Here is an 11,685-nt window from a genome sequence, read left to right as displayed (position 1 = left end):
CGGCTGGGTCCAGGAGAAGCGATGGCTGCGCAACAAGGCAACAGCGGGGGCGGCGGCTCCCGTGCGGCGGGATGGCTCCGCCTGCTCCTCTCGAATCGCAAGGCGATGGTGGGCACGCTCATCGTGCTCTTCTTCCTGCTCCTCTCGCTGCTCGGCCCGTCGATCGTGCGGCAAGATCCGCACGCGTTCGTGGGCATGCCGCACGAGGCTCCCTCCGCCGAGCACCTGTTCGGGACGAACGGCCAGGGGCAGGACGTGCTCGCGCAGACGATCGTCGGCGCGCGGACCTCTCTGGCCGTCGGCTTCGCCACGGGCTTCGCCGTGATGGCGATCGGCGCGGCGATCGGCATGGCCGGGGGCTACTTCGGCGGCTGGATCGACAGCGTTCTCTCGCTGTTCACGAACGTGTTCCTGATCATCCCCGGCCTTCCGATGGCCGTCGTCATCGCGGCCTACCTGCCGGCCGGGCCGATGACGATCCTGCTCGTCCTCGTCATCACGGGCTGGGCGTGGAACGCGCGCGTGCTCCGCTCGCAGGTGCTCGCGCTGCGCGACAAGGACTTCGTGTCCGCGGCCCTCGTGAGCGGCGAGAGCAGCGCGCGCATCATCTTCGTGGAGATCCTGCCGAACATGACGTCGCTCCTCATGTCCGGCTTCATCGGCGCGACGGTTTACGCCATCGGCGCCCAGGTCGGCCTCGAGTTCCTCGGTCTCGGCGACCTGAGCGCCGTCACCTGGGGCACGAACCTCTACTGGGCGAGCAACAACGCCGCGCTCCTCACGGGCGCCTGGTGGACCATCGTGCCCACCGGCGTGTGCGTCGCGCTTGTCGGGTTCGCGCTCACGCTCATCAACTACGCGATCGACGAGATCTCGAATCCGCGGCTCCGCGCGGAGGGAGCCTGGTCGCGTCTCCTCAGGAGCCGCAAGGTCACGGCGGGTCCGTCTACGCCGGTGGTGAGGACTCATGGCGCCTAGTCCGCTTCTCTCCGTTCAGGATCTCCGGGTCGAGTTCATCACCCCGACGGGTCCGGTGTGCGCGGTCGACAACGTCTCCTTCGACATCGCCCCGGGCGAGGTGCTCGGCCTCGCGGGCGAGTCGGGGAGCGGCAAGTCGACGGTGGCGATGGCCATCATGCGGCTGCTCCGCCCGCCGGCGGTCATCACGGGCGGGCACGTGTACTTCGCCGGGCAGGACGTCCTGGCGATGAACGAGGAGCAGCTCCGCGCCTTCCGCTGGCGGAAGATGGCGCTGGTGTTCCAGAGCGCGATGACCGCGCTCAACCCGGTGCTGACGATCGGCGATCAGATCTCCGATCCGATCATCGCGCACGACGGCGTGACGCCCGCTCAGGCGATGGAGCGCGCGGCCGCGCTGCTCAAGCTCGTGAACATCGACTCGTCGCGCCTGAACAGCTACCCGCACCAGCTGTCGGGCGGCATGCGGCAGCGCGTCGTGATCGCGATCGCGATGGCGCTCAAGCCGCCGTTCCTCATCATGGATGAGCCGACGACGGCGCTCGACGTGGTCGTGCAGCGGGAGATCCTGCAGCAGATCGCAGAGCTCAAGGAGCGCCTCGGCTTCTCGATCCTCTTCATCACGCACGACCTCTCGCTCATCGCCGAGTTCTCCACGCGCATCGCCATCCTCTACGCCGGCAAGCTCGCGGAGACCGCCCGCGCCAAGGACCTCTTCAGCGATCCGAAGCACCCGTACACGCAGGGGCTCCTCGGGTCGTTCCCCTCGGTCCGTGGGCCGCGCCGCAAGCTGCAGGGCATCCCGGGCTCGCCGCCCGACATGCGCAACCCGCCCGCCGGCTGCCGCTTCCACCCCCGGTGTCCGCAGGCCTTCGCGACCTGCCAGAACGAGCTGCCCGTCCTTCGTGAAATCGCGCCCGAACACCGCGGCGCTTGCCACCTCTACTGACGATGACGATGACGCAACCTTCTGTCTCGCCTGTCCTCGACGTGGTGCGCCTGGGGAAGTACTTCCCCGTCGGCGGCGGGCTGCGATCGCAGCAGCTCCGGGCGCTGCACGACGCATCGTTCTCGCTGGCAGAGCGTGAGGTCATCGCGCTGGTCGGCGAGTCGGGCAGCGGCAAGAGCACGATCGCACGGCTCCTCGCGCGGCTGATGCCGCCGAGCAGCGGGCAGATCGTGTTCAAGGGTCGCGACGTGCTGAAGGAGGAGCCGACCCGCGCCTCGCTCGCTTACCGCGGGCAGGTGCAGATGATCTTCCAGGATCCGTTCGGCTCGCTCAACCCGGTGCACACCATCGGCTACCACCTCGAGCGGCCGCTCCTGCTCCACAACAAGGCGCCCACCGCGGCGATCCTCCGGGAGAAGGTGCACGCGCTCCTCAAGACGGTCGATCTGAACCCGCCCGCGGAGGTCGCGCTCAAGTACCCGTACCAGCTGTCGGGCGGTCAGCGGCAGCGCGTGGCGATCGCCCGCGCCCTCGCGGTGGATCCCAGCGTGATCCTCGCGGACGAGCCGATCTCGATGCTCGACGTCTCGATCCGCATGGGCGTCCTGAACCTGATGGAGAAGCTCAAGGAGGAGCGCGGCATCTCCTACCTCTACATCACGCACGACATCGCGAGCGCGCGCTACGTCGCGGATCGCACGATGGTGATGTACGCGGGCCACATCGTGGAGGGCGCGCCGAGCGAGGAGCTGATGCAGCAGCCGGCGCACCCGTACACGAAGCTCCTGCTCTCTGCGGTCCCGGATCCGAACGGCTCGATCCGCGGCGATCTCCCCGCCCGCTCCGGGGCGCCGAAGCTCATCGACCCGCCGCCGGGCTGCCCCTTCGCAGACCGCTGCCCGAGCGTGATGAACACGTGCCGGGAGCAGACGCCGGGGCCTGTCGACGTCGGGTCGGGGCACTGGGTCCGCTGCCACCTCTACGCGCCCGGCTCCGTCATCGCGCCCTCCGCGCTCTACGATCGCAAGGTGCCCGCCTCCGTCGAGGCCGGACCTCTCTAGAGCGGCGGTCACCCGCTTCGGATACGGGCCCATCTCGACGTTTTCGGTGCTCAGCGCACCGGAGTGCGCTTGCGCGCCGAAAACGCCGATCTGGGCCCGTCTCCTGTGCGGGCGACCGCCGCTCTGTGACGTTCGTACCAGGCTCAGCTGAAAACCGCTCTAAGGAGAACCACAAGTCGACATGCCGTCTCTGAGATTTCCCGACAATTTCGTCTGGGGGACCGCGACGTCCTCCTATCAGATCGAGGGGGCTACGAACGAGGACGGCCGCAGCGAGTCCATCTGGGATCGCTTCGCGAAGACGCCCGGTCAGATCGTCGACGGGACCAACGGCGACGTCGCGTGCGACCACTACCACCGGTGGCCTGAGGACATCGCGCTGATGAAGAGCCTGGGCATGATGGCCTACAGGTTCTCGATCGCGTGGCCGCGCATCCTCCCGAACGGCCGGGGCGCGGTGAACCAGAAGGGGCTCGACTTCTACAGCCGGCTCGTGGACGGCCTCCTCGCGGCCGGGATCGAGCCGTACGCGACGCTCTTCCACTGGGACCTGCCGCAGGTGCTCCAGGACCAGGTCGGGGGCTGGCAGCACCGCTCGACGGCGGACGCGTTCGTGGAGTTCGCCGACGTCATCTCGCGGAAGCTCGGCGATCGCGTGAAGAAGTGGATCACGCACAACGAGCCGTGGTGCACGGCGTTCCTCAGCTACGAGAAGGGGATCCACGCGCCGGGCGGGCACGATTTCAAGAAGGCGCTGGCGGTGAGCCATCACCTCTTGCTCTCCCACGGCCTCGCGGTGCCCGTGGTGCGCCAGAACTGTCCCGGCGCCGAGGTGGGCATCACGCTGAACATGAACTACGCGATGCCCGCGTCCCCCAGCGCCGCAGACTACGACGCGTGCCGCCACTACGACGGATATTTCAACCGCTGGTTCCTCGATCCGCTGTACGGCCGGCGTTATCCGGCGGACATGATCGAGGACTACATCGCGCTGGGCCACCTCCCGCCGGAGGGGTTTACCGTGTGCAAGCCGGGCGATCTCGAGATCATCGCCACGCAGTGCGACTTCCTCGGCCTCAACTACTACTCGCGGGCGGTCCTGCGGAGCAGCAAGGTGCCCGAGGAGCAGAACCTGCCGAGGACGGTGCACGTCGCCCCCCTCTCCGAGCAGACGGAGATGCACTGGGAGGTCTACCCGGAAGGGCTCCGGCGGCTGCTCCTCCGGCTGCATGTGGAGTACGGCGTGCCGAAGCTCTACGTGACGGAGAACGGCGCGGCCTACTCGACCGAGCCCGACAAGGACGGCCGCATCCCGGACACGCGGCGGCTCGAGTTCCTGCGCGATCACTTCGTCGCCGCGCGGCGCGCGATGGACGCGGGGGCGCCGCTCGCGGGGTACTTCGTGTGGTCGCTGATGGACAACTACGAGTGGGATCGCGGCTATTCGCAGCGGTTCGGCATCGTCTGGGTGGACTACGAGACGCAGCGGCGCATCCCGAAGGACAGCGCGCTCTGGTACAAGGGCGTCATCGCCGCCAACGCGGTCGACGACGGCTCCTCGCAGGCCACCTGACCGGCGGCGCGCCGCGGATCGCAGGGCGAACCGCGGCGCGTCTGGCCGAGACGCTCGGCGAGACCTCCTCCAGAGCGGGGAGCGTCACGTCACGCGGAGCACCTCGTCCAGGGAGGTGAGCCCCTCCTTCACCTTGGCGAGCCCGGCCTCGCGGAGCGGCACGAGACCTACCTTGCGCGCGGCGTCCCGGTAGGCGCGCTTTCCCGCCCGCGCCTTCACGAGATCCCGCAGGTCGTCGTCGAGCTCGAGCATCTCGAACAGGCCCATGCGCCCCCGGTAGCCCGTCATGTGGCACGTCTGGCACCCGACGCTGCGCTTCAGCTCGGCGCCCTTCGCGATGAGGACCTTGTCCTCCTCGCCCGTCACGGCGGTCTCGAGCTCGTACGTCTCCGCGCACTCCTCGCAGAGCTTGCGGACGAGCCGCTGCGCGACCACGGCGAGCAGGGCGTTCGCCACGATCCACGACTCCGCGCCGAGGTCCACGAGGCGCGCGACCGTGTCCACCGCGTCGGAGGTGTGCAGCGTCGACAGCACGAGGTGCCCCGTGAGGCTCGCCTGCAGAGCGATCTGCGCCGTCTCGGGATCGCGCATCTCGCCCACCATGATCACGTCCGGGTCCTGCCGGAGGATCGCGCGCAGGCCCGTCGCGAACGTGAAGCCCTGCCTCGGGTTGGTCTGCCCCTGCGTGATGTCGGCGAACTCGACCTCGATCGGATCTTCGAGCGTGACGATGCTCAGCTCGCTCGTCTTCATGACCTTGATCAGCGAGTAGAGCGTCGAGGTCTTGCCGGATCCGGTCGGTCCGCACACGACGATCAGCCCCGAGGGCCGGTCGGCGAGCCGCTCGAGCCGCGGCAGGTCCCCCTCGGCGAGCCCGAGCTTGTCGAGCGGGATCAGCTGGTGGCTCAGCAGCACGCGCAGCACGAGCGTCTCGCCGTGGATCGCGGGGAACGTCGAGGCGCGCAGGTGGATGAGCGGGTGGCCGTGGAGCTCGAGGCTGAACTGGCCGTCCTGCGGCAGGCGCCGCTCGGTCATGTCCATCCGCGCGAGCACCTTCACGCGCGAGGTGAGCGACGGCGCGATCTCGATCGGGATCTGCCCCTGCGCCACCATCACGCCGTCGACGCGGTAGCGCACGCGGATGCCGTCGCGCTTCGGCTCGACGTGGATGTCGCTCGCGCCCATCGAGACCGCGCGGCGGACCAGGTGATCGAGCACCTTGACCGCGTCGAGCTCCTCGGACGCCGTGGGCGGGCGGCTCTGGCTCATCGCGCGCCTCCCTTGCCGACGACGTCGATCGTGCGGAGCGAGACCATCTTCAGCTCGTCCGAGGGGGGGAACGTCGCCCAGACGCTGACGCCGTAGAGCCCGGGCCGCCCGCGGTCGTCCAGCGGGACCTGGATGTCGAATCGATTGCCGCTCACCTGGAGAGGAATAGGCGTCTTGAAGCCCTTCGGGAAGAACGTCGCGTAGGGGGGCGGGATCGGGTATCCGCCCATCTTGAGCAGCTTCTCCGGCTTGATCGGCTTCCCCGGCTCGACCCGCGAGATCCCGACGCCCGCGATCTTCGCCGGCGCGGCGAGCTCGCCGCTCACCCGGATCCGCTCGCCGATCGTCGCCCGCCTGGGCAGCGGCTGGTACGTCCCGTAGTCGTCGACGAACTCCTGCGCCAGGCAGGCGATGTCGAACCCCTTCGCCTTGGCCAGCCCGACCCCGAGCGACGTGTGCGACGCTGTGAGCACGTTGCGCCGGTGCCCGTCGGCCGGGGGCTTCTCGTTCATGAAGGCCTTGTGCACGCGCTCGAGGCTCTCCGCGGAGAAGCGCGGATCCGGATCGAGCTCGCGGGGGGTCGCGTCGGCGAAGCAGCCGGCGTTCTCCATCGGGAACCCGTCGCCGCCCGCGGCCGTGTAGCGCTCCTCCGGGACCGAGCCGTCGCTGCCCCAGTGGCCGGTGAAGCCGATCCGGACCATGTCCTCGGCGTGCCGCCGCCCTGCGCGCGCCGCGGTCTCGTCCCACCGGACGGGCGGCAGCTTGTGCGCCGCGCGATCGCGGTTCACGAGGCCGAGCACGTACCGCGCTGCCTCCGCGCGGGTCATCTGCTGGCCCGGCGCGGGCGGGGCCTGGGCGCCCTGGGCCTCGCCGCCGGCCTCCACGCCGGCGGCCTTGCCCTCCGAGGGGCGCGCGCTCTCCTCCGCCGCTCCCTCTCTTGCCGTGCCCCCGGACGGCCCCTCCGCCGGCTCGTTCGCGGCGCTCGCGCCGCACCCGAGCGCGTGGGCGCCCGCGGCGACGAGCCCGAGCCAGAGCGCCCCGGACCGGCGCTCCCGCTGACCATCCATCGCTCCTGTCCCGCTTCTCCTCGTGGCTCCGATGATCGCGCGCATCGTTGCGACCGTAGCGCTTCGATGTCGCGCACGCACCCGGGAGCGCCGGCGCCTCCGGGCGCACGGCGGCGTGTACGGCGGCGAGGTCGAGGTGGTAATCGATGCGCTACGTGAGCACGTCGTCATCGTCGCAGGGCGCGGTCGCCGCGCACCCGCCCGGGGCCTCCGCGATCGTCCTCGCCGCGGAGCGCGAGGGGCGCGCGGCGCACCCGACAGCGGGCGTCCTGTGGATGCTCCTGGCCCAATCGCTCTTCGCCGCGATGAACGTCCTCGCGCGGCTCTCCTCGGAGCACGCTCCGTGGCCCGAGGTGGCGGCGTCACGCACGCTGGTGGGCGCGGCCACCGCGCTCGGCGTCGCGCTCGTCCGCCGGGCGCCGCTCTCCGTGGGCCGGGGCGACCGGCGGCTCGCGTGGGCGCGCTCGCTCTGCGGCACAGGGGCGATGCTCTGCGGCTTCTACACGCTCGGCACGCCGCAGATCGCGCTCGGCGACGCGGTCACGCTCGGCGCGACGAGCCCGATCTTCGTCGCGCTCCTCGCGCCGCGGCTGCTCGGCGAGCGGACGAGCCCGCGCCTCTGGCTCGCGACCCTGCTCGCCTTCGCGGGCGTCGGGCTGGTCGCCGCGCCGAGGCTCGCGATCGCGGGTGAGATCGCGCTCATCGCCACGCTCGGCGCCGTCTTCTCGGCGTTCGCGATGATCTGGCTGCGCAGGATCGGCGCAGGCGGGGAGCGCGCGAGCCCCGAGGCGATCGCGCTGCATTTCTCGCTTGTGGCGAGCGCCGCGATGGTCGCGCTCTCGATCCCGGTCTGGCGGACGCCCGACGCCTTCGGCGCTCTCCTGCTGGTCGGGACGGGGCTGGCCGGTGGCCTCGCGCAGCTCGCGATGACGCGCGCCTACGCGATCGACAGCGCGGCGCGCATCGGCGCGATCGGTTACGTCGGGGTCGTCCTGTCGCACGTGCTCGCCGCCGCCTGGCTCGGCGAGAGCCCGTCGGCGGACCAGCTGCTCGGGGCGGCGCTGGTGACGGCGGCCGGCCTGTGGCTCGCCGCCCAGGCGCTGCGCGACGCGCGGCGGCCGGCGCGTTGACCGGCCTCCACCCCGCGTGGGATAGCGGATCTCCGCTCAAGGAGGATCTGCATGAAAGCGTTCGCTCTCCAGGGTTCGTTCGGTCTCGACGCGCTCCGCCCGATCGAGCTTCCGGAGCCTGAGCCGGGGCCTGGGCAGATCGTCCTCCAGATGAAGGCGGCGTCGCTCAACTTCCGCGACCTGCTCGTGGCGAAGGGGCTCTACAACCCGAAGTTCTCGCTGCCTCTCATCCCGCTCTCCGACGGGGTAGGGGAGGTCGTCGCCGTGGGGGACGGGGTGACGCGGGTGAAGGTCGGCGATCGCGTGAGCCCGATCTTCCACCAGCGATGGATCGACGGGGAGATCTCCGCGGACAAGGCGCGGGGGGCGCTCGGCGGGGAGCTGCCGGGCGTGGCCGCGGAGCGGGTGCTGCTCGATGAGGCGGGGGTCGTCGCGGTCCCGCAGCACCTCACGGACGAGGAAGCGGCGTCGCTGCCGTGCGCCGCCGTGACCGCCTGGAACGCGCTCTTCGTGGCGAGCCACCTCAAGGCGGGCGACACGGTCCTCGTGCAGGGCACGGGCGGCGTCTCGATCTTCGCGCTGCAGTTCGCCCGGCTCGCGGGCGCCCGTGTCATCGTCACCTCGAGCCGCGACGAGAAGCTCGAGCGCGCGAGGTCGCTGGGGGCGTCCGAGACCATCAACTACCGCGCGAAGCCCGACTGGGACGCGCCTGCGCGCTCGTTCACCGGCGGCGCGGGGGTGGATCACGTGATCGAGGTGGGCGGCGCGGGCACGCTCGCCCGTTCGCTCCGCGCGGTCCGGTTCGGCGGCCGTGTGAGCCTCATCGGCGTGCTCACGGGCGGCGCGCTGGGGGATGTCGGCCTGTTCCCCCTCCTGATGAAGCAGATCACCGCGCAGGGCATCTTCGTCGGGTCGCGGGCGATGTTCGAGGACATGAACCGCGCGATCGCGGCGAGCGGGCTCCGGCCGGTCGTCGACCGCGTGGTCCCGTTCGCCGAGGTGCGCCAGGCGATCGAGTCCATGGCGAGCGGCGCACACTTCGGGAAGATCGCGATCCGGTTCTGAGGGAGCCGGCCGCGGCGCGTCGCGTCCCTCCGGCGCCGCGGCCTCCCCTCCGGTGCGCCGGCATCCCGCGGAAGTGGCCTCGTCGGCCCAAGTCGTTTACGAGTCGTCTACGAACGGATTCCGCGGCCGGCCACTCGCCAGCGCCGCGCGAGAGGTGGTGGACGATGCGGCTCGATCTGGAGCTCGAGGTCCTGTGTGGTCAGCTCATCGTGGGCGGCTTCGACGGCGCGGAGCCGCCGTCCCGGTACCTGAAGGCCCTCGCCGAGGGGCGGCGGGGTGGCGCGATCCTGTTCCGGCGCAACGTCCCTGACGTGGTCGCCACGGCGCGGCTCTGCCAGGCGCTCGCCGCGGCGGGCGGCCCAGATCGGCCTCCCTTCATCGGCATCGATCAGGAGGGGGGCCGCGTCACCCGCTTGCCCGCGCCGTGCCTGACGCTGCCGTCGATGCGCTCGCTCGGCGAGCTCGCGGACCTCCCGCTGCTGCGCCGCGCGGCGCGCGCCGTCGCGTCCGAGCTCCGGGCCGTCGGCATCAACCTGAACTTCGCCCCGGTGCTCGACGTCGACTCGAACCCGGCGAACCCGATCATCGGCGATCGCGCGTTCGGCCGCGACCCCGGCGCGGTCGCGCGGAGCGCCGTCGCGTTCCTGGAGGGGCTCCAGGAGGAGGGCGTGCTCGCCTGCGGCAAGCACTTCCCGGGGCACGGCGACACGGCGCTCGACAGCCACCTCGCGCTCCCGACCCTCTCGCACGCGCGCGGTCGCCTCGACGAGATCGAGCTGCCGCCGTTCCGCGCCGCCTGCGGCGCCGGGGTCGCGTCGCTCATGACGGCGCACATCGTCGTCGAGGCGCTGGATCCCGGCGTCCCGGCGACATTGTCGCGCGCCATCTGCACCGACCTCCTGCGCGGCGAGATCGGCTTCGAGGGGGTGCTCTTCTCGGACGATCTCGAGATGGCCGCGATCGCGGCGCACCACGCCGTCGAGGAGGCCGCCGCCGCGGCCGTCTGGGCGGGCTGCGACGCGCTGCTCATCTGCCACAGCGAGGACCTGCAGGACCGCGTGCACGAGGCGCTCGTGCGCAAGGCCGAGCGCGAGCCCCGCTTCCGCGAGCGCTGCGTCGAGGCGGCCGCGCGGTGCCTGGGCCTGCGCCGCCGGTGCCCGCCGCGGCCGGTCTCCTCGCCCGCGGCGTTCGCCGAGATCGTCGGCGGGCCCGCGTCCCGGGCGGTGGTCGAGGACATCGAGCGGGCGCGCGCCGCGAAGGCGGCGACGTGACGGCGCCGCCGGGGGCCGCGCGAGCGGAGGCCGCGCGGCACCCCGAGCGCCCGTTCGCCATCACCGCGCGCCGGCTGGTCACCTGCGACGCGTCGCGCGCCTCGGCCGGCGATCCCCTCGGCGTCATCGAGGACGCCGCGATCGTCGTGCGAGGCGGCGCGATCGACGCGGTCGGCCCGCGGCGCGAGATCCTGCGGCCCGGGGCCGGCGTGCCGATCGCGATCGAGGCCGCGGGGGTCGTCACGCCCGGGCTCGTCGACTGCCACACGCACGCGCCCTGGATAGGCTCGCGGGACGCCGAGTACGCGATCCGCATGGCCGGCGGCGACTACGAGGCGATCGCCGCGGCCGGCGGCGGCATCGTCGCGAGCATGCGCGCGGCGCGCGCCGCGACCGCCGGCGAGCTCGCGGACACGCTCCGCGCCCGCCTCCGCCGGATGGCCGCGCTCGGCGTGACCGCCGTCGAGGCCAAGAGCGGCTACGGCCTCGACGAGGCGACGGAGCGCAAGCAGCTCGAGGCGGTCGCCGAGGCGGGGAGGGACGCGCGCCTGCCCCGCGTCGTTCCGACGTACCTCGCGCTGCACGCGTTGCCCCCGGAGGCCGGCGGCGACCGCGCGGCCTACGCGGGGACCGTCGCGCGCTCCTGGCTGCCCGCGATCGCCGCGGCCGGCCTCGCGCGCTACGTCGACGCGTACATCGACCGGAGCGCGTTCTCGGTGGACGAGGCGCGGCCGGTGCTCGAGCGGGCGCGCGCGCTGGGGCTCGGCGTGCGCGTGCACGTCGGGCAGTTCGCGGACGTGGGCGGCGCCGAGCTCGCGGCCGCGCTCGGCGCCGCGTCGGCCGACCACCTCGAGCACGTCGCGCCGGCGGGCATCGCGGCGCTCGCCCAGGCGGGCGTCGCCGCCGCGCTGCTGCCCGTGGCGAGCTTCACGCTGCGGCAGGAGCCGCCGCCCGTCGCCGCGCTCCGGGCCGCAGGCGTCCCGCTGATCGTGGGCAGCGACGCGAACCCCGGCACGGCGCCGACCGAGAGCCTGCCGCTCGCGCTCGCGCTCGCGGTGCGGCTCTACGGGCTCACGGTCGCGGAGGCGATCCTGGGCGCGACGCGCGAAGCGGCGGCCGCGCTCGGCCTGGGCGGCGTGTGCGGCGCCGTCCGTCCCGGGCTGCGCGCGGATCTCGCCGTGTGGGACCTGCCCCACGAGAACGCGATCGTGCAGCCCTGGGGCGCGCCGCGCGCGCGGGCCGTGCTGCGCGACGGCGAGGTCATCGCGGCGGCGTGCTGAGGCAGACAGCAAGTCAAGCCTGGACGCGCGTGCACCCTGCGC

The 11,685-nt window shown here is 72.2% G+C and carries 10 protein-coding genes; 8 read left to right on the top strand and 2 right to left on the bottom strand.

Going from position 1 to position 11,685, the window contains the following annotated elements:
- Positions 1-21 precede the first annotated feature (21 nt).
- The 4 genes from WMF45_RS24040 to WMF45_RS24025 all read left to right on the top strand — a co-directional run bounded on the left by WMF45_RS24040 (position 22) and on the right by WMF45_RS24025 (position 4,561).
- Positions 22-978, top strand: coding sequence for an ABC transporter permease (locus WMF45_RS24040; RefSeq protein WP_437719171.1), 957 nt, complete (start codon positions 22-24; stop codon positions 976-978).
- Positions 968-1,927 carry an ABC transporter ATP-binding protein gene (locus WMF45_RS24035; protein ID WP_437719170.1) on the top strand — a complete coding sequence of 320 codons (960 nt, stop codon included), beginning with the start codon at positions 968-970 and terminating at the stop codon, positions 1,925-1,927. The genes WMF45_RS24040 and WMF45_RS24035 overlap by 11 nt, the downstream gene beginning before the upstream one ends.
- A gap of 2 nt (positions 1,928-1,929) precedes the next feature.
- Positions 1,930-2,988, top strand: a complete 1,059-nt coding sequence (locus WMF45_RS24030; protein ID WP_437555002.1) for an ABC transporter ATP-binding protein — start codon at positions 1,930-1,932, stop codon at positions 2,986-2,988.
- Between the two features lie 181 nt (positions 2,989-3,169).
- Positions 3,170-4,561 (top strand): GH1 family beta-glucosidase, encoded by a 1,392-nt coding sequence (locus WMF45_RS24025; protein WP_437719169.1) that lies wholly within the window; start codon positions 3,170-3,172, stop codon positions 4,559-4,561.
- An 84-nt stretch (positions 4,562-4,645) separates the two neighbouring features.
- On the opposite strand, the gene WMF45_RS24020 is transcribed toward WMF45_RS24025, so the two are convergent.
- Both WMF45_RS24020 and WMF45_RS24015 read right to left on the bottom strand, forming a co-directional pair.
- Positions 4,646-5,830 carry a GspE/PulE family protein gene (locus tag WMF45_RS24020; protein ID WP_437719168.1) on the bottom strand — a complete coding sequence of 395 codons (1,185 nt, stop codon included), beginning with the start codon at positions 5,828-5,830 and terminating at the stop codon, positions 4,646-4,648.
- Positions 5,827-6,942, bottom strand: coding sequence for a CAP domain-containing protein (locus tag WMF45_RS24015; protein WP_437719167.1), 1,116 nt, complete (start codon positions 6,940-6,942; stop codon positions 5,827-5,829). The genes WMF45_RS24020 and WMF45_RS24015 overlap by 4 nt, the downstream gene beginning before the upstream one ends.
- Positions 6,943-7,043: 101 nt before the next feature.
- Between WMF45_RS24015 and WMF45_RS24010 the strand changes: the two genes are divergently transcribed.
- From WMF45_RS24010 to hutI, 4 genes are all read left to right on the top strand, one after another.
- The gene (locus WMF45_RS24010; RefSeq protein ID WP_437719166.1) at positions 7,044-8,027 is read left to right on the top strand and encodes a DMT family transporter; all 984 of its coding nucleotides are present in this window, start codon (positions 7,044-7,046) and stop codon (positions 8,025-8,027) included.
- Between the two features lie 51 nt (positions 8,028-8,078).
- A complete protein-coding gene (locus tag WMF45_RS24005; protein WP_437719165.1) occupies positions 8,079-9,092 on the top strand; it encodes a zinc-dependent alcohol dehydrogenase family protein in 1,014 nt (337 codons plus the stop codon).
- A gap of 164 nt (positions 9,093-9,256) precedes the next feature.
- Positions 9,257-10,363 (top strand): beta-N-acetylhexosaminidase, encoded by a 1,107-nt coding sequence (gene nagZ / locus WMF45_RS24000; RefSeq protein ID WP_437719164.1) that lies wholly within the window; start codon positions 9,257-9,259, stop codon positions 10,361-10,363.
- Positions 10,360-11,643, top strand: coding sequence for an imidazolonepropionase (gene hutI, locus WMF45_RS23995; protein ID WP_437719163.1), 1,284 nt, complete (start codon positions 10,360-10,362; stop codon positions 11,641-11,643). Before nagZ ends, hutI begins: the two co-directional genes overlap by 4 nt.
- Positions 11,644-11,685: the final 42 nt, after the last annotated feature.

This window comes from Sorangium sp. So ce448, assembly GCF_051520915.1.
Taxonomy (GTDB): domain Bacteria; phylum Myxococcota_A; class Polyangia; order Polyangiales; family Polyangiaceae; genus Sorangium; species Sorangium cellulosum_B.
Note: the sequence above shows the minus strand (reverse complement) of the source record. Positions and strands in the feature narration are given on the sequence as shown.